A 19,929-nucleotide genomic window follows, 5' to 3' on the forward strand; every position below is an offset into this window, starting at 1 on the left:
ATCCGATGCAGGAAATTGTCATAGACAAGGTCGTGGTCAACATAGGCGTTGGCCAGGCGGGCGACAGGCTTAACAAGGCGGCCAGGGTCGTGGAGATGTTGACTAACAGGAAGCCGGTGTTCACGACCGCGAAGAGGACCGTCAGGGACTTCAACGTGAGGAAGGGCCTGCAGATAGGAGTCAAGGTTACCCTCAGGAAGAATGATGCTGTGGAGTTCCTCAAAAAGGCGCTCTACGCAAAAGGATATAAGATCCCGCACTACTCCTTCGACAGGCAGGGAAATGCCTACTTCGGCATAGCGGACTACACGGACTTCAAGGGCATGAAGTACGATCCGGAGATCGGCATATTCGGCATGGACATAGCCGTGGTGCTCAAGAGGAGGGGGGGCGGGTACAGGCTGGAGAGGAGGAGGGTAAACAGGAAGCACCTGCCTCTAAGATCAGGGTCACCAGGGAGGAGAGCATGGAGTTCCTTGAAAAGAATTTCAACGTGCAGGTGGTGAGGTAATGGCACAGGTCAAGCTGCAGCCCAAGAAGAAATTTGGCCACAAAGAGGGTTGCCTGAGGTGCGGGAGGAAGAGAGGGATAGTGAGGAGGTACGGCCTGCACCTCTGCAGGCAGTGCTTCAGGGAGACGGCCCCCCCAGCTTGGCTTCAGGAAGTACAGTTAAGGTGATGTTATGAGACATGACCCGCTCAATGATATAATAAACAGCATCAAGAACGCTTCCAGGATAGGGAGGAAGGAGATCGTAGCTGAACCTGCAGGCAGGCTCATAGGCAGGGTCCTGAAGGTCATGCAGGAGTACAACTACCTGAAGAGCTTCGAGGTCATAGACGAGGCCAGGGGGGGAGGGAAGTTCAGGATCGTGCTCAGCGACACCATTAACAACTGTGGTGTGATCAAGCCAAGGCTCCCTGTCAAGATATCAAACATGGACAGGTACGAGGCCAGGTACCTCCCCGCCCAGGACTTCGGAATCCTGATACTCACAACAACAAAGGGCGTGATGAGCCACATAGAGGCCAGGAAGCTGGGAATAGGCGGTAAGCTGCTTGCCTACGTCTACTGAGGTGGCGCGCATGGAGATAAAGTGGAAGGAAATGTTCTCATTAAGCCCTCCGCAGGGCGTCACGTTCACGGTGAGCGACCACACGGTGGAGGTGAAGGGTAAGCTGGGCACGGTTGTCCGTGTCTTCAAGGACAACTATGTCCGCGTGGTGCCTGACGGGAACTCCATAAAGATAATGGTGAGCAAGGAGAACCGCAGGAACAGGGGGGGGATAGCGGGCACCTGGTACTCCGAGATCAGGAACGCCTTCAGGGGGGGAGTGACAGAGGGGGGGTTCAGGTACGAGATGAAGATCGATTACACGCACTTTCCCATGAGGGTCTCTGTCAGGGGGGGCAACAGGGTAGTGATTGAGAACTTCCTGGGGGGGGAGAGGTCACCCAGGTATGCAGACATAGTGGGCAACACAAAGGTGAGCGTCAAGGGTGATAGGGTTACGCTTGAGGGCATAGACAGGCGCCAGCTAGGCGAGACCGCCGCAAACATAGAGAGGGCCACGAAGATAAAGGGCTTCGACCTCAGGGTCTTCCAGGACGGCGTCTACCTGATTTCAAAGGGTGAGTGAGATGAACACTCTGAAACCTTCGCTGTCGGAATACGAGAAGAGGTTACTGAAGATCAAGGTCGAGCAGGCAAGGAAGCGTCCAGCCTTCAGGAGGCAGGAGTGGTTCAGGTACAAGAAGCTCGGGGGGGATGCATGGAGGAAGCCCAGGGGGGGAAAACACTCCAAGATGCGTGAGCACCTTGCCAGGAGGCCTCCTGTAGTCGATTCGGGTTTCAGGTCTCCAAGAATCGTGAGGGGGGGCCTGCACCCGTCCGGCTTCAGGGAGGTGCTGGTGAACAACGTTTCTGAGCTGGAGAGGCTGGACAGGAACAGGGAGGCGGCCAGGATTGCCTCCAAGGTGGGGGCCAAGAAGAGGGAGGCGATCCTGAAGAGGGCAGATGAACTTGGCATCAGGGTCATCAACAGGGGGAGTGAGTGAGCATGAAGATGGAAACAGCGAAGAGGCTGGCTGCAGAGGAGTTCAAGTCCGGCGTCTCCAGAGTCTGGATCGACACGAACAGCACCGAGGAGGTGCTCGAGGCCGCATCGAGGGAGGACATAAGGCAGCTCATAGAGAGGAACGTCATACAGCTCAAGCAGAAGAAGGGCAACTCCAAGGGGGGGAGGTTCAAGAAGAGACTCAAGCAGCTTTCCAAGGGCCGCAGGCGCGGGGAAGGTTCCATAAGGGGGGGTACCAAGTATGCTAGGTTCCCGAGAAAGGAGCGCTGGATCAAGACGATCAGGCCACTCAGGGAGGAGCTCAGGAACCTCCGGGACAGAGGTAGCATAGACAGGAAGACTTACAGGCGCTTTTACAGGATCATAAAGGGGGGGCTCGATAAAGTCCAGGGCCAGCTGGTGGCCCAGATAAAGTCGCAGGGCCTCCTAAAGGGCGGTGAATGATATGCACGTTAGAGTGTTCAAGAGGAAGAGGGAGGGCATTACCGACTACAGGAAGAGGCTTGCCCTCGTCAAGTCAGGCCTACCGAGGCTCGTGGTGAGGCCTTCGGGAAAGGGGGGGATACAGGCCCAGATAGTGAAGTTCAGCCCGAGGGGGGGTGACATAGTGGTCGCCACGGTCAACGAGAGGAGCCTCAGGAAGAGGGGGGGCTCCAGGTTGATGGCAACAGCACCCCCCGTCTGCTACCTGGTGGGCTACATGCTGGGAAAGCTTGCGCTTTCCAGGGAGGTGGAGGAGGCTGTCCTTGACATAGGCCGCAGGAAACTGACACGGGGGGCGGAAGGATAACGGCTGTCCTCAAGGGTGCCGTCGATGCTGGCCTTTACGTTCCGCACGACGAGAGCATCCTCCCCTCGGAAGACAGGATAAAGGGAAAGCACCTGAAGGACAGCAAGAGGTTCAGCGGTATCGATGAGATGAAGAGGGCCCTGGAGGTGGTTCAGTGACTGATGAAGACTGGGTCCCAAAGACGCAGCTCGGGAAGCTGGTGGCCGAGGGCAAGATAAAGACGATGTCAGAGGCCATCAGGTCAAGGCTGCCACTGAAGGAGTACCAGATAGTTGACATCCTCTTACCAAACCTGATGGATGAGGCAATATACATAGAGAGGGCACAGAGGATGACAGACTCCGGAAGGAGGATGAACTACTCTGTGACCGCGGTGGTTGGCAACGGCGATGGCTTTGTCGGTGTGGGAAGGGGGCAAGGCCAAGGAGGCTGCACCTGCCATAAGGAAGGCAGTGAACAACGCGAAGCTCAACATACTGGAGATCAGGAGAGGCTGTGGCTCCTGGGAGTGCGGCTGTGGCAGGGCCCACACGCTGCCGTTCCTGGTCGTCGGGAAGTCGGGCTCCGTTGAAGTGGTGCTCAAGCCTGCGCCACAGGGCCTGGGCAGGGCAGTCGGAGATGTGGCCAAGATCATACTCAGGATGGCAGGCATCGAGGACGCCTGGGGCTTCGCCAAGGGCCACACGAAGACCACTGTGAACTACGCTCTGGCCACATTTGATGCCCTGAGGCAGACCTCCATAATGAAGATAAACCCTGCGCTCAAACTGTCAACGCCAATATATGCGGGGAGTGTTGCTAATGCTGGCAGTGTTAAGAGTTAGGGGGAAGGACCGGCATCAGGCCGGACGCGGAGAAGACCGCGGCACTCATGAGGTTGCACAGGATCAACCACCTGGTCCTGGTGCCCGAGGACGATGTGCACAGGGGCATGCTGCAGGTGGTGAAGGATTACGTCACGTGGGGTGAGATAGACCGGGAGACACTGGTCATGCTTCTCAAGTACAGGGCACAGCTGAAGGGCCACAGGCCTCTCGACAGGGAGGCACTGTCATCCCTCGGCTACTCCTCTTACGAGGAACTGGCGGACGCAATACTGGCCGGAAAGAAGCTCACAGACCTGGAGCACTGGTGCCGGTGTTCAGGCTGAACCCGCCTGTGAAGGGCTACGAGTACATAAGGAAGCCCGTGACACAGGGGGGGGCACACTGGCTACAGGGGGGGTAAGGCCATAAACCAGCTGATCAAGAGGATGCTGATCTCAGGGGGGGTTGATCTCAATGGTAAGGGAGAAAACTAAGAAGCTGAGGGGGGGCGGTCACTACGGCCGTGGCTGGAAGGCAGGAAGGGGGGGCAAGGGAAAGCGTGGAGGCTCAGGGAACGCAGGAATGGGGGGGAAGCACAGGTGGATATGGATGCTCAAGTACGACAGGCTCCACCTGGGCGGAAAGGGGGGGTTCGTGAGCCACCACAGGAAGGCGCCAGAGAACCCGATAAACATATCGAAGCTCAACCAGCTGCTGCAGCAGCTCGAGAGGGATGGCTACGCGACCAGGGATGGGGGGGATGCTGTGACAGTTGACCTCAGGGCCGCTGGCTACACCAGGCTCCTCGGGGGGGCCGGTGTGCCTGAGTTCAGGGGGGGCCACATAAAAGTGGCCAGGGCGACGCAAAAAGCAATAAATAAGCTTTCCAATCATGGTGTCACGGTTGAAGTAGATGGCGGAGATTCAGAGGAATAGAGCGGCCGCTATCCCGGTCGTAATTTTCTACGCACTGGTAATCGTCGGCTTCTGGTACTTCGGGCACTACGGGGCAGCGAAGCTGGTGGTCGCGGCGGTCCTCACCTCACCCGTATTTTACCTCATTTACCTGGTGGCCAGCTACAAGGGCCCGAAGAAGAGCAGGCTCTACGGGCTTGAGAACCTCACGTCCAAGCTCCCGGCCATCAAGAAGCCCAAGGGGCACGTCCAGTTCAAGTACAAGCTGATGTGGACTGCCCTTGTGGTGATCCTCTACTTTGCTCTCACAAACGTCTACGTCTACGGCCTGAACAGGACCGATACAATCGACGTATTCGCTGCGTTCAGGGCAATATTTGCAGGCGCATCTGGCTCGCTCATGGACCTCGGTATCGGCCCCATAGTCACTGCGAGCATAGTGATGCAGCTCTTCGCAGGCGCGAAGATATTCAACCTTGACCTACAGGACACATCAGACAGGGCCATTTACCAGGGCGTCCAGAAGCTCATGGTAATAATAATGATATTTGTGGAGGCCATACCGCAGGCATTCGGGTACCTTGTACCGGACGCATCCCTCGTTTCCAGGCTGAACGCCCTTGCGCCAGGATTCGGGCACTTCCTTGCGGAGACAGTGATAGTCCTCCAGCTATTCTTCGGCTCATACCTCGTCTTCCTGATGGATGAGGTCGTTTCGAAGTACGGGATAGGCTCTGGAATATCTCTCTTCATCGCAGCAGGTGTCTCACAGCAGCTCATTACGGGCACGTTCAACTGGCTCCCCACAACCCCGACATCGCCGCTCTCCCTCTCGAACCCGCCTGCGGGCGCACTGCCGAAGATGTTCTACATCCTCACGCACTCGTCCGCATCATACCTTAGCAACACAGGGATGCTTTCAATACTCTTCCAGCAGCCAAACCCGATGATAGCCCTCATTGGAACGCTCTTCATATTCTTCCTCGTTGCCTACTTCCAGAGCAGCAAGATTGAGCTGCCTATAGCACACGAGAGGGTGAGGGGGGGTGCCAGGGGGGGCAGGTACCCGCTCCAGCTGCTCTACGCATCCAACATACCTGTTATCCTGGCAACTGCACTCCTGGCCAATGTATCCATGTGGACACTCCTCTTCTGGTCCAGCCCAGTCCTGAGCAAGGTGCCCATCCTGGGCCATGACAGGTACCTGGGGGGGGCTTACCCGACCGCTTCCCAGATCTCGCAGTACGGCATATCCAGCACCACCCTGTGGGCGGGCTGGCGTACTACCTCGCTGCACCCAATGGCCTGTCTGACTGGCTGTTTCCGATACTGCAGCCCTCAACGGGACAGTCAGTCCTGCTCGGGCACACGCCCTGGGAGGAGGCTATACACGTCATTGTGTTCGTCCTCTTCATGGTGGGGGGGCCAGCGTGCTCTTTGCCAAGTTCTGGATCGAGACTACGAACATGGGCCCGTCTGCTGTGGCCAGGCAGATAATGTCCTCAGGCATGCAGATACCCGGGTTCAGGAGGGACCCGAAGGTGATGGAGAGGGTGCTCCAGAAGTACATCCCTGCAATCACCGTCTTCAGCGGCGCTGTGGTGGGCCTTCTGGCTGCAGGGGGGGCAAACCTCATAGGCACAGTGGGGGGGGACACCAGCGGTACGGGTCTCCTGCTCGCTGTTGGCATAGTGATCCAGTTCTACGAGGCAATGGGCAGGGAACAGCTCATGGAGATGCACCCTGTGATAAGGCAGTTCTTCGTCGGTGGTTAAATGCGCGTTGTCATTGCAGGTGTTGCTGGAGTTGGCAAGTCTACAGTCCTGGAGATAGTGGCGAAGAGGTCGAAGTACGAGATCGTGAACTTTGGCACCCTCATGTTTGAGATGGCAAAGGACATAGGACTTGTGAGCAACAGGGACGAGATCAGGAAACTCCCCGTGGACACGCAGATAAACCTGCAGAAAAAGGCCTCATCTGCGATAGGCAGGATGGATGATGTGATAGTCGATACCCACATGTCCATAAAGTCCAAGAACGGCTACCTCCCGGGCCTTCCAGAGTGGGTGCTCAGGGAGCTCAAGATCGCTTCATACTTCCTGATCGAGGCAGACCCTGTGCTGATAAAGAGAAGGAGGGAGATGGACCCACACGCTCGAGGGATGACGACACCGTGGAGGAGATACGGACGCACCAGGAAGTCAACAGGTACTTCGCAGTGGCCTATTCCATATACACAGGAGCGACAGTTAACTTCATAGAGAACCCAGAGGGAAAACCTAACATAGCTGCTGAAAATATATTATCGAAGCTGGTGTGACCATGGCAGAGCAGAACACTCAGGTGAGTCAGCAGCAGGCTCAGCAGGAAGCGATGAGGAAGATGCTGAGCTTCCAGATGATATATATGATGGTGAGCCTGGTCATGCTGTTCATCGTTGCATCCCCCCCATCACTCAGGACATACATAGGGATGGGGATGAACAGGGTCTTCGTTCCCCCCCTCCTCGGCTTCAATTACATGTACCCTCTCATATCCCTCATATTCACAGGCCTGATACTCGGCATAATAACTTCCGTGCCCAGGTACTTCTTCACCGACTGGGTCAAGATGGGCCAGATCCAGGAGAGGTCCAGGGCACTGTCAAAGGCAATCACAGAGGCGTACAGGAACAACCAGAGGGACAGGCTTCAGAAGCTCCAGAAGATAAGGATGGACATGGCTCTGGACCAGCAGGTCATATCCATGAACACGCTCAAGCCCTTCATGGTCCTGACAGTCTTCACCTTCCTGATATTCGCATGGCTCTACGTCTTCGTGGGTGAGATACCTTACAGGGTCGTGGCTTTCCCATGGGACTTCAACGTGAACATACAGCTAGCCCACGCTTGGATCTTCCCGTACTGGATAATCATGTATGCCCTGGTGAGCCTCGTTGTCGGGTACTTCATAACAATGGTCATGAAACTGGTTGACTTCACGTACAAGATAAGGGAACTGGAGAAGAAGACGCAGACAGTGGACTGAATGAGGATCGCCATCAGTGGTGGAATCGGGAGCGGAAAGTCCACAGTGGCAAGGCTACTGGCGGAGAGGACTGGTTACGAGTACGTATCAGGCGGCGTCTTCTTCAGGCAGAAGGCGAGGGAGCTGGGAATGACAATAGAGGAGTTCAACGAATACGCCGAGTCCCATCCTGAGATCGACATGGAGCTGGACAGCGACCTCCTGTCCTTCCTGAGAAGGAGCGACGATTTCGTGATAGAGAGCCGCCTTGTGGGCTGGCTCTGTTACCGGAACGGCATAGATGCGCTCAAGATATTCCTGGAGGCGAGCCGGGAGACGAGGGCCAGGAGGCTGGCCTCCAGGGAGAGGCAGAGCTACCAGGAGGCCTTCAGCGACCTCGTGAGGAGAGAGGAGAGCGAGCTGAGGAGGTACAGGCACCTGTACGGCATAGACTACATGGACAGCTCCTTCTATGACCTTGTGATAGATACGGAGAATCTCTCTCCGGAGGAAGTTGTGAATGAGGTCTTCTCAAGGCTCAGCAAGGGCTACCGGTGCTGAACTGAACGGCTTCATAGTGATAGATAAGCCGAAGGGCCCCCCCACGAGCCACCAGGTGGACTACTGGATCAGGACTATAACCGGCACGGAGCGTGTTGGGCACGTCGGCACGCTGGACCCTCAGGTAACCGGGGTACTTGTTGTGGCCCTGGGGGGATGCAACGAAGCTCATAGAGGTCGCGCACGAGCAGAGCAAGGAGTACGTATGCGTGATGCTGTTGCACAGGGATGTGCCCACTGAGAGGCTCCAGCAGGTGTTCCAGGAATTCACAGGCGACATATACCAGCTGCCGCCGGTGAAGTCCGCTGTCTCCAGGAGCATCAGGGTGAGGCGCATCCACTCCCTGAGCCTGGTCGAGAGGGATGGAAGGTACGTGATGTTCAGGGTTGTCTGCGAGTCCGGGACATACATCAGGACGCTGTGCGTGGACATGGGCTACGCCCTAGGCACGGGGGGGCGCAGATGGTAGAGTTGAGGAGGGTCAGGACCGGCCCGTTCACAGAAAAGGAGGCGGTGACACTGCAGCAGGTCAGCGACGCCTTCGCCCTCCTGAAGGCCGGCGATGCCAGGCTGGTCAAATCCGTGGTAAAGCCCATGGTCTCCCTGTTCTCCGACGTACCGAAAGTGGTTGTTAAGAAGAGTGCTGTGGAGAACATCGCCCACGGTTCGGACCTTTACGCTGGCGGGATTAAGCACATAATCGGCCATCCCGGGCCAGGGGGGGACAGGGTATGCGTGATCACGGACGATAACCAGGTGGTCGGCACGGGCAAGATGCTCGTGCCACACGACAGCATGGACTCCCTGAAGGTCGTGGATTTCGACCGGGTGCTTGTGAAGCCCAGGGAGCGCCGGGAGGAAGAAGCCTGATGTCAGGAAGGAGCGTAAGGTGGTACGGGGTCAGGCGAGGAGAGGCCACTGAATTCTTCAGGGATTTAGACAGGGATTTCATAGGGGGGGTCTTTGACAGCCTCAGGTCAGGGTCGGTGCCAGAGACCGGTGGGACGAGGCCGGGAATAGACCTCAGGCAGGCGATGATAGAATATGCTAAAAAGAGGCTCAGGGAGGAGTTCACAGAGGACCAGGTACTCATAAGGGGGGGTTACCTGCTGAAGAAGGAATTGGACACAGCCCTGAACAGCCTGGTCTCCAGGGTATCTTACATTGAGGAGGCGGAGGGCAAGGAGTACTCCTCCGGGGGGGACATCTGCTCCTACCTGAGGGCCCTGAGGCCTGGATCGATTGATGAGAGTGTGATATCTGGCATAAGGTCTCTGTGCGATGCCAGGGAGACCCTCCTCTCAGACCTGGAGGGCAAGGCACTCAAAGTCGCACCGAACACCCTGCGGCTGGTGGGACTGGAGGCAACCCTGGAGCTGCTTTACAGGACAGGTGGCCTGAGGCGCCTGGCATCATTGCCAGCAAGCAGGATCCAGTTAGTGGGGGGGCCGAGAGAGCGCTGTTCAGGCACCTCACCTCTGGGTCGCCACCGCCCAAGCACGGCTGCATATTCAAGGCCCCACTGATCTCCTCTCTAAGGGCAGAGGACAGGGGGGGCCGGGCTGCGAGGGTGCTTGCCTGCAAGATAGCCATAGCCTCAAGGGCCGACCTGCTGGGAAGGGACCTGGGGGGGGAAGAGGCTATAGCTAGGTTCGTTGCTGATGTGAAGAGGGCAGGGTTCAAAAGTTCTCGAGTTCGCTCTGGGCGGCATGCCTCTCGCCGGGTATCGTGACAGGGTACTTACCTGTCAGGCACCCCAGGCACAGGGATTCTGCGGGGGGGAAGCCTATTGCATCCACGAGGCCCTCTATTGACACGTATCCAAGCGAATCTGCACCGATCTCCTTCCTTATCTCCTCGGTTGTCCTTCCAGCCGCAATGAACTGGTCCTTTGTCTTCATATCTACGCCGAAGTAGCAGGGCGCGATTATCTCTGGAGAACCTATCCTGACGTGTATCTCCCTGGCCCCGGCCCTGCGCAGTATATCGACGATATGCTTCATCGTGTTGCCCCTGACTATGCTGTCGTCCACGAGCACTACCCTCTTGTCCTTCACCGTCGACTTTATTGCATTCAGCTTGACCTTGACAGCGTTCCGCCTCTGTTCCTGCGTGGGCATTATGAACGTCCTCTCCGAGAACCTATTCTTTATCAGGCCCTCGTTGTATGGAATCCCAGATTCCATGGAGTAACCCAGTGCCTGAGACCTGCCGGAGTCTGGTACCGGTATGACCAGATCCGCATCTACGGGGGTGCTCCCTGGCGAGCCTGCGTCCGAGTTCGATCCTTGTATCGAAGACCTCCCTCCCGTCTATGATGCTGTCAGGCCTCGCGAAGTAGACATACTCGAACATGCAGTGAGATATGCTCTTGCTTGCCTGAACGAAGAGTGTATGCAGGCCGTCCTCCCTTATCTCAACGACTTCGCCCGGCATGACGTCCCTGAGGAGCTCACCACCTAGGACATCGATAGCGCAGGATTCGGAGGCCACCAGGTACCCATCTGGCAGCCTTCCTATGACAAGGGGCCTGAAGCCGTGAGGGTCCCTGATGGCGAAAAGCCTGTCGTTTATCAGGAGGGTTGCTGAGTATGCCCCCCCCTTGAGCCTGTTCATGGCCTGCTTTATCCCGTTGACGATCCCGAACTCGTTTACGTCTCGGGATATCTCCATTAACATGACTTCAGTGTCGGACGTGGTCTGGAAGGTTGCACCCCCCTCCTCTTCATGCTCTCCTTCAGCTGCTCTGCGTTCGTTATCTCGCCGTTGTGGGATATCGCTATGTAACCCACGGAGCTCGAGACCACAAATGGCCCCCGCATTCTCAACCGTCTTCCTGCCGGCGGTGGAGTACCTGGTGTGCCCTATTCCTACCCTTGAGCCGTCCAGGAAAGAGAAGTCCGAGTACTTTGGGTTGAAGACCTCCGATACCAGGCCCATGCCCTTGTGAACCTGTACAGACCCTGACTTGAAAACTGCAATGCCAGCGCTCTCCTGGCCACGGTGCTGCAGGGTCTTGAGGGAGGTCAGGAGGCTATCGAGTGCTTCCCCACCGCCCTTGTAACCTACGACAGCACAGTATTCACTTGGCTTTTGCCCATCTGTATGATCTGATCCTAGGGGCAGGGAATCCACAGTGGGAGCACCTCTTCTTCCTCACGTGGTAGGTGTGATGCCCACACCTGCGACATGTCACGTGCACCTTCCTATTGTTCATCTTGCCCAGAGCGGCAGTTCCATTGCTCATCTTCAATCACCCTTTGATGGTGAGACAAAGATCACGTTATCCCCTCTCACCAGCACCCTCTCATAAACTCCCTTGTTCTCTCCGCCTATAATCTCACCGGCATTCCTGATCACTAGGTTCATGTAGATGTCGTATCCTTCCAGTATGCCAGAGTACCCCCCCCTGTTTCCCTTAACGTCCACCAGGACGTTCTTGTCTATGGAGTTCCTCAGAACATCCATGGGCTTCACTATGTTTCCGGTGTTCTTCGCCATGAACTTCACGTGGTAATACCGGTTCCGTATATAATTATGTTGAATTCGCAGGCTTACAGGTAACAGAGAAGGCCTGGCCCCCCCTGAAAGGAGACTCCGAAAACTTATATTGAGAGCAGACATAACCCTGAGGCACACTCAAGATCAGGAGATGTGGTCTGTTTGAAAATGCCAAAGAGCATCAAGATGTACTGTCCTTACTGCAAGAAGCACACGATGCACGAGGTGGAAAGGGTAAGGAAAAAGAAGGCAAGTGAATTTAAGGCAGGACAGAGGAGGTTCAGGAGGGTCACCTCAGGTTACGGAGGTTTCCCCCAGGCCAAGGTTCGAGGGCAGGGAAAAGCCAACCAAGAGGCTGTCCCTGAGGTTCAGGTGTGAGGAGTGCGGTAAGGCCATAACCAGGCCCACACAGAGGGCAAAGAAGTTCGAGCTGCTGGAGGCGCAGTAAATGGCCGATGCTAAGTTCAAAAAGATTAAGTTCGCCGGCAATAAGTTCATAAAGGTTAAGTGCAAGGACTGCGGTAACGAGCAGATCACGTATTCCAAGGTCTCTTCCAAGGTGGTGTGCTCCATATGCGGCTCAACGCTGGCGGTTCCCACGGGGGGGGATCCACAGCGGTTGCCTCAGATGTTGTTGAGGAGGTAAAATGAGGAAGGACCTGCCTGAGGTCGGTGACCTCGTCGTTGTTACGATAAAGGAGGTCAAGAACTTCGGCGCAAAGGTGGAGCTCGACGAGTACAAGGGCAAGGAGGGCTTCATCCACATAGCTGAGGTGGCCACAGGGTGGGTAAGGCACATCAAGGACTACCTGAGGGAGGGTCAGAGGACCGTATGCAAGGTGCTTAACGTTGACCAGACCAGGGGGGGCTATGTGGACCTCTCCCTCAAGAGGGTCAACGAGCACCAGAAACGTGAGAAGATCCAGGAATGGAAGAACGAGCAGAAGGCTGAAAAGCTCCTCGAAATTGTGGCCCAGCAGTTGGGAAAGAGTGTTGAGCAGTGCTACACTGAGTTCGCAGACGACCTGGTTGAGAGGTATGGAAACCTCCATGCTGCCTTTGAGGACGCTGCGGCATCGGAGGAATGGCTTCCAGACGTGGATGGGGACTGGAAGGAAGTATTTCTGAAGGTGGCAAAGGAAAACATAACTGTACCTTACGTAAAGATAGGCGGCTATGTGGAGGCATACTCCCTGTCGTCCAGGGGAGTTGAGGACATCAAGAAAGTGCTTGTGCCGTGCTCAGCCAGAAGGTGAACATACAGTATGCCGGGGGGGCCAGGTACAGGCTCACAGTGATTGAGAAAGATTATAAGTCAGCTGAGGATGTATTGAAAAACACGGTGCAGATTCTGCAGGAAAATGCAAGGAAATACAACGTATCCCTTGAGTTCACAAGGTTCCAGTCGAAATGAAGTCCCTGATACGCAAGTGCCCCCCCAGGTGCGGTGCATACACGATGCGCGAGAACTGCCCGCAGTGTGGTGGCCTGACCATGATGGCCCTGCCCCCCCCGAGGTACTCGGAGAAGGACAGGTTCCAGAGGTACAGGTTGAGGGAGTTGGTGTCCGATGGTGCTGAACAGGATAGAAATTAAATATTACAAGAAACCAAAGATCTCAAAGTCAATCCTCGTGAGTGGCCTCCCAGGTATCGGCAACGTGGGCAAGATAGCGGCCGATTACCTGGTGGAGACACTGGGGGGGATGGAGAAGATAATAGACATATTCTCGCAGTACTTCCCGCCTCAGGTGTTCATAGGCGATGACAGCGTTGTGAGGCTTGTGAGGAACTCCATCTACCACAAGAAGATCCCAAGGAAGTTCGACCTCCTGGTGCTTGTGGGCGACTTCCAGGGCACGACTCAGGAGGGGGCAGTACGAGCTCTCCGGCGCCATACTTGACATTGCGAAGGAGCTGCGCGTCAACATGATCTATACCCTGGGCGGCTACAGCACTGGCAAGATAGTCGAGGCCCCCCCGAGGGTGCTAGGTGCTGTCACGGATGAGGACATAGTGGAACCCCTGAAGAAGGGGGGGTGTTGTCTTTCCTAAGGGCGAGCCCGGTGGTGGCATAGTTGGGTCAGCTGGCGTTATACTCGGCCTGGCCAAGGAAGTGTACTCGATAAGAGGAGCATGCCTCATGGGCGAGACCTCCGGCTACTTTGCGGACCCGAAGGGGGCCAGGGAGGTACTGAGGGCGCTGTGCAGGATACTCAACATAGACGTCGACATGTCAGAGATAGAGGAGAGGAGCAGGGAGATAGAGCAGATAACGGAGAAGATGCAGGAAGACATACAGAATAAGGTCCAGCAGAAGGAGGACCTGGGCTACTTCGGATGAGGCAGGGTGGTTCCTTTGCCCCCCCAGGCCCCGAGGGACGAGGGCAGGTACAGGGAGGCATCGATAAGCGAGTTCTTTGAGAAGAACAGGCACATCCTGGGGGGGTTCGATTCTCCCCCCCAGAAGGCCCTCTTCATGGCAGTCAAGGAGGCGCTGGACAACTCCCTGGACGCGTGCGAGGAGTTTTCCATCCTCCCTGAAATATCCATTTCCATTGATAGGCAGGGCGGGGATGTCTTCACGGTGACTGTTGCAGACAACGGGCCCGGGATAAAGAGGCGCTTCATTCCTGAGGTTTTCGGCCGCCTTCTCTACGGTTCGAGGTTCCACTCGTTCAGGCAGTCCAGGGGGGGTCAGCAGGGTATCGGGATAACCGCCGCAGTGCTGTACGGGCAGATAAGCACAGGGCAGCCTTCACGGATAGTGTCGAAGACGGAGGACGAAGACGTTGGCTATGAGGTCGTGATGGGCATCGACGTGGCCAGGAACAGGGCGGACATACACTCTGAGAAACCGGTAATAGTGGGTTTTGAGCACGGCACAGTGGTGAGCATGCCCCCTGAGGGGGGGAAGGTACCAGACCGGCAGACAGTCTGTCCTTGAGTACGTGAGGCAGACCGCGGTAGCTAACCCACACATGGAAATGAGGTTCAGGGACCCAGATGGAAAGGTGTACGTCTTCCACAGGTCAACAGGAGTGGCCCCCTGCCCCCGCCGAAGCAGAGCAAGCCATACCTGAGGGGGGGCCTGGAGGCAGGCGAGATAAGGCAGCTCGCGCAGGCCTCACCCTCGAATGACATGCTGCACTTCCTCACAGACACTTTCGGGAGGATGAGCGAGGACGTGGCTCAATCGGTACTGTCGAGAGCAGGCATAGATCCAAGAGGGAGCCGCAGTCCATCACGCCCGCCGAGGCGATGAAGATCAGGGAAGTGGCAGAGGGGGGGCCGACCTCCCCCCCGCCAAGGACTGACGTGCTCTCACCACTGGGCGGGGGGGAATTCATAAAGCTGGGCCTCAGGGCAGTGTACGGCGACCTGGAGCCCTCGTTCTACGCGGAGCCCATCGTCAGAAAGCCATCCGTCTACAACGGCATGCCGTTCCAGGTGGAGGTGGGCATGGTATACGGCGGTGCCCTGAACCCCCATGGAACAGGTGCAGGTGGTGAGGTACGCCAACAAGGTACCGCTGCTTTACCAGCCGGGCTCGTGCGCCATAACGCAGGCCGTGCAGTCTGTGGACTGGAGGCCATACGGCCTCGAGCAGAGGAACGGACAGGGCATCCCGTTCGGGCCAGCAATAATCCTGGTCCACGTGTGTGGTATAAGGCTGCCTTACTCGTCGGAGTCGAAGGAAGCAATAGCCCCCCCCGTTGACCCGATAGTCCAGGAGATAAGGAGTGCCTCATGTCTGCGGGCAGGCAGCTGAAGCTCCACCTGCAGAGGAGGAAGAGGAGGGAGAAGAACAAGGAGAGGTTCCAGCTTGTTAGCGAGCTGATCCCGGAAATAGCCAGGAAGGCGGCCAAGATAGCAGGGAGGGATGAGCCAGACATAAGGCCCCTCCTTGTAAGGGTCGCCAGGGTCGTCCTCTTCAGCCTTGGAAGGAACGGGACACTCAGGGTCATCAACTCTCCGGCAAGGAGAGGGAGTTCGACGTTTTCGCAAGGGTGAGGGGGGGAGCGGCGAGAGAGGACAGGCACCTCGGGCACCTGAGCCTTGCCCCCGGAGAGGAGGCGGAGTTCCACCTCGGCACCGAGGCACAGAACATCTCGGTATTCTACAGGGGGGGGCTCAGCGAGGAGCAGGTACTGGGGTGCCGACCCGCTGCCCGGAGACTGGGGGGGCCTGGTGGTGGGCGAGCATGAAGGATGAGGTCAGCGCCAGGATAAGGAGCCTCGCGGAATCCATATACCAGCAGGTAGTCAGCGGTGAAGTGCCATACCTGGAAGTTCCGGCCAGGACTAAGGATAACATTGTCTTCGACCCACTTGCCTCCGTGTGGAAATACGGCACATCAAAGGTGGTGAGGGGGGGGCCCAGACAACGGACGGCGCAGGGTACCTGGTCAAGGCCCTTTACGTCATGGACTTCATCGAGGAGATGCTCTCGGCCAACAAGTCTTCAACGCTCAGGGAAATGTACTACATTTCCGAGGGCTGGGGGGGCACGGGGAAGTTCGCCACCCAGGACGAGTCGAACATGATGGCAGAGGACCTGGAGATCCTCCTTGGCCTGCTGCGCGAGGACATGAAGCTGAGGCCTGAGGAGAACGGAGCCAGCGTCATAGGGAACCTTACTGTGCTCGAGAGGAACAGGAAGGGGGGGCAGATGAAGAAGATAAACTGCAAGGACGATGTGGGTGAGGGCGGGTACGCGATACCATATAACGTGGAGAGGGACAACCTGGTCCTGAAGGACGCTGATGCAGACCTAGTGCTTGCCGTGGAGACCGGTGGTATGTTCGACAGGCTCGTTGAAAATGGCTTCGATGAGAAGTTCAGGGCGATAATAGTGCACCTCAAGGGGCAGCCGGCAAGGAGCACAAGGAGGCTACTCAAGAGGCTGAATGAGGAGATGCACCTGCCTATCTACGTATTCACGGACGGGGGACCCGTGGTCGTTTAGAATATATGCATCCATAGCATACGGTGCAATAAAGACCGCCCACATCTCGGAGTACCTTGCTGTTCCCACTGCGGAGTTCGTCGGCGTAACAGCGTCTGACATACTTAACTACGACCTGCCCACCGACAAGCTGAACGAGAAAGACATTGCGGCACTGCACGCGGAACTCTCCGATCCCAGGTTCCAGACAGAGTTCTGGAGGCAGGAGATCGAGACAATGCTGTCCATCAACAGGAAGGCGGAACAGCAGGCACTTGCGAAGTACGGGCTTGACTACGTGACGGACACATACCTGCCCGAGAAGCTCGGCTCCAGTGGTGGTGACCTGCATGCATAGGTTCAGCGTGGAGATTGTCCAGATGTCCCCCCCTCAGCCTCGAAGGAGGAGAACCTTGAGAAGTGCCTCAGGGCATTCGATACTGTCAGGCCTGGTTCCACGGACCTTGTGGTCTTCCCTGAATACCAGATGCTCATGCCAGACTTCGAAAACCCGGAAAGGGTGAACAGAGAGGCCGAGGCCATCTCCGGCCCGTTCATGGAGAGGATGGTCGAATCTGCCAGGAAGTACTCAACGAACCTGGTGGTCAGCATTGTGGAATCGAACTTCGGGTCGCTGAGGCCCTTCAACACCTCAACAGTAGTCACGGAGCTGGGGGGGCTGGTGGAGAGGAAGTACCAGAAGGTGCACCTGAACGCCAGGAGTGGCCCGCAGGAAAGGCGGGTGTTCGAGAAGGGGGGGTACGCACCCATAGAGCCCTTCTACGTGGGCGAGCTGAACATAGGGATACTGAAGGGCGAGGACATCCTGTACCCTGAGCAGGCCAGGTACCTCACTCTCCTGGGCTCCGAGGTACTCGTTGTCCAGGCCGCGTGGTCATCTGTCACGGACATCTCGGAGATGTGGTTCCCGATACTCCGCACCAGGGCCGTGGAAAACTCCTGCTTCGTGATAGCATCAGACAACGCTGGGGGGGGCCAATTTTACGGCCACTCGTGCGTCATATCGCCCCCCCTGGGCCAGGTCATATCCGACGCAGGCCAGGACGAGTGCGTAATACATGTGGACATAGACCTCGACCTGCTGAGGGTTGCCAGGGGGGAGAGGGTGACCCGTTCGAGGACAGGAGGCGTGACCTATACAACATAAATGGGCTATGACCTCCTTATGAGCTCCCTGAGCAGCGACCTCATCTCCATGTAATCCGAGACCCTGTACCTTGCGGAAGTCTCCCCCCCCGGCCCGACCTTGACTGTCAGGGCGTCAGAGTTCTTGATGAACGCCTCCTCGTCGGTGATGTCGTCACCGGCGATCAGGGCCTTCCTGCCATGTTTCCTGAACTTCCTTATGGCGTCTCCCTTGTTCACTCCAGGGATACGGAGCTCAACCACCTGTTTGCCCAAGTAGAGTTCCATGCCGCTCTCCTCGGCAAGCGAGCGCATGAAATCCTCCAGCCGTCCCCCCCTGGTAGCCGTGTCCATGAGCCATGTGTTCACAGTTATGCCGCCCACCTTGTTGTAGAGCCTGGCGCCATGGAACATCTCCCTTATCTCGTTCTTCCTGAGGGCGATGGAGTTGCAGATCTCCACGTACCTGCTGTAATCTGGTATGAGGGGGGGACATCCCCCCTCACTGGTGAGGAGAAGTGCCCCCGTGGAGCGCTATCACCCTGTACCTGGGGGGGGCAGGAACCTCCTCATGTCCTCGGCACTCCTGCCCGTCACAATGTACATGTCATATTCCTCGCCTAGGCCGTCGAGGATGGACAGCAGTTCTCTGTCTGCAAAGCACGATGTTGGGTCGCTGGATATCGGAACCAGGGTGCCATCGTAGTCAAGGAACACCTGGTCGCCTGGCCCCCCCATCTGTTCCAGTATCTCAGCTGTACCTGATCTCCCCCCCTGGTTGCGCTCTGCACTCCTCTCACCCATGATGTGCTCTGCCACCCTGCTTATCTGTGCCGTCCACCAGAAGAGGTTGTGCTCACTGACCTCTCTCTTCATGTTCTCGAGTCTTCTCATTATCTCCTCCTTAGTCATCCTGAAGGCTGCCACTATGGAATCCGCGACCTGGTCTATGTCGTTCGGGTTCACTATCAGTGCGTCTTTGAGGTCGTAGGCCGAACCAGCGAACTTCGATATTATCAGGACGCCACTGTGAGACGCAGCGACGAACTCCTTGCTCACCAGGTTGAGGCCATCGATGAGTGGGGGGTAATGAGGGCAACGTCAGCACTCCTGTAATAGGAAACAAGCCCTGTCGCTTATCTTCCTGTACATGTATATTATCGGGAACCAGGAGATCGAGCCGAACTCACCGTTGACCCTACCTATGGTCATCTCCAGCTCCCTTTTCATCATGGCATATTCCGGCACAGTGATCCTGCTCGGCGTCACGATCATCACGTACACGAACCTGCGACGTACTCCGGGTAGCGCTTGAGCAGGTTCTCTATGGCCAGGACCCTGTTGGTGAGGCCCTTCGTGTAGTCCAGGCGGTCTATGGAGAATATGATCTTCTTTCCCTCCAGCAGCTCCCTCTTCATCTTCTTCCCGCGCCTCATCCTGTAATACGCGTCGTCAATGCCCAGGGGGGGAAGGGCCATGAGCTTCTTCTCGAGTTCACTGCTGTCGCCCACCAGCATCCTGTAGGAGTTGAGGAAGTTCTTCAGGTAGACCTCAGTGTGGAAGGTTACCAGGTCGCTGGAGGCGATGCTCCTTATCATCTGGGCGCTCTCTGGCAGTATGGCGAAGAACTCACCAGCCACCCATGGTATGTGCCAGGTGAACACAATCACGTTCTCTATGCCCTTTTCCCTGAGCATGCCGGGGACCAGGGTAAGCTGGTAGTCGTGTATCCACACGATCATATCGTTTTCGATGTACTTGCTTATCTTCTCGGCGAACTTCTCATTGACTGCCCTGTAAGCCTTGAACGCGCTGTGGGACATCTTTATCCTGTCCCTGAAGTAGTGGAAGAGTGGCCAGAGTGTGCCGTTCGAGTACTCGTCGTAGAAGCCCTCCTTCTCCGTTCTGTTGAGTATGACCCTCACTATCTTGTACTTGCCGAGGTCCTCGACCTCATAGTTGCTGTCCAGGTTGCCGTCTCCCCCCCAGCAGACCCAGACGCCACCCTCCCTCTGCATGAGCTTCCTGAGGGCCGTGGCCACTCCCCCCCCAACGTTCTCTTTCACAGTCTCCTTTCCCTTTGACTGTTCATGTGTGATGGGGGGGCAGCGGCTTGTGACTATAAGGTAGCTCACATGTCATTATGCTTATTCAATATAAAATAGTGATAGATGCGGCA

The 19,929-nt window shown here is 56.7% G+C and carries 20 protein-coding genes and 14 pseudogenes; 27 read left to right on the forward strand and 7 right to left on the reverse strand.

All coding sequences use genetic code 11. The features are described 5' to 3' along the window. Nucleotides 1-5 precede the first annotated feature (5 nt). The 16 genes and pseudogenes from JCM13583_RS00245 (at nt 6) to JCM13583_RS00320 (ending at nt 9,683) form a co-directional block, all read left to right on the forward strand. A pseudogene (locus JCM13583_RS00245) lies at nt 6-511 on the forward strand (50S ribosomal protein L5). Further along, nucleotides 511-673, forward strand: a pseudogene (locus JCM13583_RS00250) (30S ribosomal protein S14). The pseudogenes JCM13583_RS00245 and JCM13583_RS00250 overlap by 1 nt, the downstream one beginning before the upstream one ends. Before the next feature lie 9 nt (nt 674-682). Then, nucleotides 683-1,075 carry a 30S ribosomal protein S8 gene (locus JCM13583_RS00255; RefSeq protein WP_075056256.1) on the forward strand — a complete coding sequence of 131 codons (393 nt, stop codon included), beginning with the start codon at nt 683-685 and terminating at the stop codon, nt 1,073-1,075. 31 nt (nt 1,076-1,106) lie between these two features. Beyond that, nucleotides 1,107-1,640 (forward strand): 50S ribosomal protein L6, encoded by a 534-nt coding sequence (locus JCM13583_RS00260; protein ID WP_162509200.1) that lies wholly within the window; start codon nt 1,107-1,109, stop codon nt 1,638-1,640. A gap of 1 nt (nt 1,641) precedes the next feature. After that, nucleotides 1,642-2,058: a 50S ribosomal protein L32e gene (locus JCM13583_RS00265; RefSeq protein WP_075056459.1), complete on the forward strand. Its 417-nt coding sequence runs from the start codon at nt 1,642-1,644 to the stop codon at nt 2,056-2,058. A 2-nt stretch (nt 2,059-2,060) separates the two neighbouring features. Further along, nucleotides 2,061-2,522 carry a 50S ribosomal protein L19e gene (locus JCM13583_RS00270; RefSeq protein WP_075056460.1) on the forward strand — a complete coding sequence of 154 codons (462 nt, stop codon included), beginning with the start codon at nt 2,061-2,063 and terminating at the stop codon, nt 2,520-2,522. A 1-nt stretch (nt 2,523) separates the two neighbouring features. Beyond that, nucleotides 2,524-3,026, forward strand: a pseudogene (locus JCM13583_RS00275) (50S ribosomal protein L18). A 65-nt stretch (nt 3,027-3,091) separates the two neighbouring features. Beyond that, a pseudogene (locus JCM13583_RS00280) lies at nt 3,092-3,692 on the forward strand (30S ribosomal protein S5). Further along, nucleotides 3,670-4,168, forward strand: a pseudogene (locus tag JCM13583_RS00285) (50S ribosomal protein L30). Before JCM13583_RS00280 ends, JCM13583_RS00285 begins: the two co-directional pseudogenes overlap by 23 nt. Then, a complete protein-coding gene (locus JCM13583_RS00290; protein WP_075056257.1) occupies nt 4,149-4,610 on the forward strand; it encodes an uL15 family ribosomal protein in 462 nt (153 codons plus the stop codon). Before JCM13583_RS00285 ends, JCM13583_RS00290 begins: the two are co-directional and overlap by 20 nt. Then, nucleotides 4,588-6,364: pseudogene (gene secY / locus JCM13583_RS00295) on the forward strand (preprotein translocase subunit SecY). The gene JCM13583_RS00290 and the pseudogene secY overlap by 23 nt, the downstream one beginning before the upstream one ends. Continuing rightward, nucleotides 6,365-6,909 (forward strand): annotated as a pseudogene (locus JCM13583_RS00300) (adenylate kinase). It begins immediately after the preceding pseudogene. A gap of 2 nt (nt 6,910-6,911) precedes the next feature. Further along, entirely contained in the window at nt 6,912-7,616 is a 705-nt protein-coding gene (locus JCM13583_RS00305; protein WP_075056258.1) for an EMC3/TMCO1 family protein, read from the forward strand. After that, complete coding sequence (locus JCM13583_RS00310; RefSeq protein ID WP_075056259.1) at nt 7,617-8,156, forward strand: AAA family ATPase; 540 nt, start codon at nt 7,617-7,619, stop codon at nt 8,154-8,156. Further along, nucleotides 8,116-9,208: pseudogene (locus tag JCM13583_RS00315) on the forward strand (RNA-guided pseudouridylation complex pseudouridine synthase subunit Cbf5). Before JCM13583_RS00310 ends, JCM13583_RS00315 begins: the two are co-directional and overlap by 41 nt. After that, nucleotides 9,144-9,683 carry a hypothetical protein gene (locus JCM13583_RS00320; protein WP_162509085.1) on the forward strand — a complete coding sequence of 180 codons (540 nt, stop codon included), beginning with the start codon at nt 9,144-9,146 and terminating at the stop codon, nt 9,681-9,683. The pseudogene JCM13583_RS00315 and the gene JCM13583_RS00320 overlap by 65 nt, the downstream one beginning before the upstream one ends. Before the next feature lie 153 nt (nt 9,684-9,836). Here JCM13583_RS00320 and purF read toward each other — a convergent pair. From purF to JCM13583_RS00340, 3 genes and pseudogenes are all read right to left on the reverse strand, one after another. Further along, a pseudogene (gene purF, locus JCM13583_RS00330) lies at nt 9,837-11,292 on the reverse strand (amidophosphoribosyltransferase). Next, nucleotides 11,240-11,404: a 50S ribosomal protein L37e gene (locus JCM13583_RS00335; RefSeq protein ID WP_075056261.1), complete on the reverse strand. Its 165-nt coding sequence runs from the start codon at nt 11,402-11,404 to the stop codon at nt 11,240-11,242. The pseudogene purF and the gene JCM13583_RS00335 overlap by 53 nt, the downstream one beginning before the upstream one ends. Nucleotides 11,405-11,406: 2 nt before the next feature. Next, nucleotides 11,407-11,658, reverse strand: coding sequence for a small nuclear ribonucleoprotein (locus JCM13583_RS00340; RefSeq protein ID WP_075056461.1), 252 nt, complete (start codon nt 11,656-11,658; stop codon nt 11,407-11,409). 162 nt (nt 11,659-11,820) lie between these two features. Between JCM13583_RS00340 and JCM13583_RS00345 the strand changes: the two are divergent. The 11 genes and pseudogenes from JCM13583_RS00345 to JCM13583_RS00400 all read left to right on the forward strand — a co-directional run. Then, nucleotides 11,821-12,106 (forward strand): annotated as a pseudogene (locus JCM13583_RS00345) (50S ribosomal protein L44e). Continuing rightward, nucleotides 12,107-12,304: a 30S ribosomal protein S27e gene (locus JCM13583_RS00350; RefSeq protein ID WP_075056262.1), complete on the forward strand. Its 198-nt coding sequence runs from the start codon at nt 12,107-12,109 to the stop codon at nt 12,302-12,304. A 1-nt stretch (nt 12,305) separates the two neighbouring features. After that, a pseudogene (locus JCM13583_RS00355) lies at nt 12,306-13,072 on the forward strand (translation initiation factor IF-2 subunit alpha). Continuing rightward, the gene (locus JCM13583_RS00360) at nt 13,069-13,254 is read left to right on the forward strand and encodes a hypothetical protein (protein WP_075056462.1); all 186 of its coding nucleotides are present in this window, start codon (nt 13,069-13,071) and stop codon (nt 13,252-13,254) included. Before JCM13583_RS00355 ends, JCM13583_RS00360 begins: the two are co-directional and overlap by 4 nt. Next, nucleotides 13,229-14,001 (forward strand): annotated as a pseudogene (locus JCM13583_RS00365) (proteasome assembly chaperone family protein). The gene JCM13583_RS00360 and the pseudogene JCM13583_RS00365 overlap by 26 nt, the downstream one beginning before the upstream one ends. 15 nt (nt 14,002-14,016) lie before the next feature. Next, on the forward strand, nt 14,017-14,604 hold the full coding sequence (locus JCM13583_RS00370; protein ID WP_075056263.1) for an ATP-binding protein: 588 nt from the start codon (nt 14,017-14,019) through the stop codon (nt 14,602-14,604). 314 nt (nt 14,605-14,918) lie between these two features. Then, nucleotides 14,919-15,377 carry a hypothetical protein gene (locus JCM13583_RS11510; protein ID WP_162509086.1) on the forward strand — a complete coding sequence of 153 codons (459 nt, stop codon included), beginning with the start codon at nt 14,919-14,921 and terminating at the stop codon, nt 15,375-15,377. A gap of 30 nt (nt 15,378-15,407) precedes the next feature. Beyond that, a complete protein-coding gene (locus tag JCM13583_RS00385; RefSeq protein WP_075056265.1) occupies nt 15,408-15,671 on the forward strand; it encodes a hypothetical protein in 264 nt (87 codons plus the stop codon). Next, a complete protein-coding gene (locus tag JCM13583_RS00390) occupies nt 15,668-15,865 on the forward strand; it encodes a hypothetical protein (RefSeq protein WP_075056266.1) in 198 nt (65 codons plus the stop codon). The genes JCM13583_RS00385 and JCM13583_RS00390 overlap by 4 nt, the downstream gene beginning before the upstream one ends. Continuing rightward, nucleotides 15,862-16,962, forward strand: a pseudogene (locus tag JCM13583_RS00395) (DNA topoisomerase IV subunit A). Before JCM13583_RS00390 ends, JCM13583_RS00395 begins: the two are co-directional and overlap by 4 nt. A 33-nt stretch (nt 16,963-16,995) precedes the next feature. Then, nucleotides 16,996-17,772, forward strand: a pseudogene (locus JCM13583_RS00400) (hypothetical protein); the annotation flags it as partial. A gap of 5 nt (nt 17,773-17,777) precedes the next feature. On the opposite strand, the gene JCM13583_RS00405 reads toward JCM13583_RS00400, so the two are convergent. The 4 genes from JCM13583_RS00405 to JCM13583_RS00420 form a co-directional block, all read right to left on the reverse strand. Beyond that, complete coding sequence (locus JCM13583_RS00405; protein WP_075056268.1) at nt 17,778-18,212, reverse strand: hypothetical protein; 435 nt, start codon at nt 18,210-18,212, stop codon at nt 17,778-17,780. A gap of 75 nt (nt 18,213-18,287) precedes the next feature. Then, the gene (locus JCM13583_RS00410) at nt 18,288-18,809 is read right to left on the reverse strand and encodes a trehalose-6-phosphate synthase (protein WP_075056269.1); all 522 of its coding nucleotides are present in this window, start codon (nt 18,807-18,809) and stop codon (nt 18,288-18,290) included. 42 nt (nt 18,810-18,851) lie between these two features. Next, nucleotides 18,852-19,034 carry a trehalose-6-phosphate synthase gene (locus tag JCM13583_RS00415; RefSeq protein ID WP_075056270.1) on the reverse strand — a complete coding sequence of 61 codons (183 nt, stop codon included), beginning with the start codon at nt 19,032-19,034 and terminating at the stop codon, nt 18,852-18,854. Beyond that, nucleotides 19,025-19,885, reverse strand: a complete 861-nt coding sequence (locus JCM13583_RS00420) for a trehalose-6-phosphate synthase (protein ID WP_075056271.1) — start codon at nt 19,883-19,885, stop codon at nt 19,025-19,027. The genes JCM13583_RS00415 and JCM13583_RS00420 overlap by 10 nt, the downstream gene beginning before the upstream one ends. Nucleotides 19,886-19,929 lie beyond the last annotated feature (44 nt).

It is taken from the genome of Thermogymnomonas acidicola JCM 13583 (assembly GCF_001316105.1).
Classification (GTDB): Archaea; Thermoplasmatota; Thermoplasmata; order Thermoplasmatales; family Thermoplasmataceae; genus Thermogymnomonas; species Thermogymnomonas acidicola.

Coding starts and splice junctions, on each gene's coding strand:
- JCM13583_RS00290 (WP_075056257.1), top strand. CDS start 4,149: ATGGTAAGGGAGAAAACTAAGAAGCTGAGGGGGGGCGGTCACTACGGC.
- JCM13583_RS00265 (WP_075056459.1), top strand. CDS start 1,642: ATGAACACTCTGAAACCTTCGCTGTCGGAATACGAGAAGAGGTTACTG.
- JCM13583_RS00385 (WP_075056265.1), top strand. CDS start 15,408: ATGTCTGCGGGCAGGCAGCTGAAGCTCCACCTGCAGAGGAGGAAGAGG.
- JCM13583_RS00350 (WP_075056262.1), top strand. CDS start 12,107: ATGGCCGATGCTAAGTTCAAAAAGATTAAGTTCGCCGGCAATAAGTTC.
- JCM13583_RS00305 (WP_075056258.1), top strand. CDS start 6,912: ATGGCAGAGCAGAACACTCAGGTGAGTCAGCAGCAGGCTCAGCAGGAA.
- JCM13583_RS00310 (WP_075056259.1), top strand. CDS start 7,617: ATGAGGATCGCCATCAGTGGTGGAATCGGGAGCGGAAAGTCCACAGTG.
- JCM13583_RS00255 (WP_075056256.1), top strand. CDS start 683: ATGAGACATGACCCGCTCAATGATATAATAAACAGCATCAAGAACGCT.
- JCM13583_RS00360 (WP_075056462.1), top strand. CDS start 13,069: ATGAAGTCCCTGATACGCAAGTGCCCCCCCAGGTGCGGTGCATACACG.
- JCM13583_RS00270 (WP_075056460.1), top strand. CDS start 2,061: ATGAAGATGGAAACAGCGAAGAGGCTGGCTGCAGAGGAGTTCAAGTCC.
- JCM13583_RS00335 (WP_075056261.1), bottom strand. CDS start 11,404: ATGAGCAATGGAACTGCCGCTCTGGGCAAGATGAACAATAGGAAGGTG.
- JCM13583_RS00260 (WP_162509200.1), top strand. CDS start 1,107: ATGTTCTCATTAAGCCCTCCGCAGGGCGTCACGTTCACGGTGAGCGAC.
- JCM13583_RS11510 (WP_162509086.1), top strand. CDS start 14,919: ATGAAGATCAGGGAAGTGGCAGAGGGGGGGCCGACCTCCCCCCCGCCA.
- JCM13583_RS00340 (WP_075056461.1), bottom strand. CDS start 11,658: ATGGCGAAGAACACCGGAAACATAGTGAAGCCCATGGATGTTCTGAGG.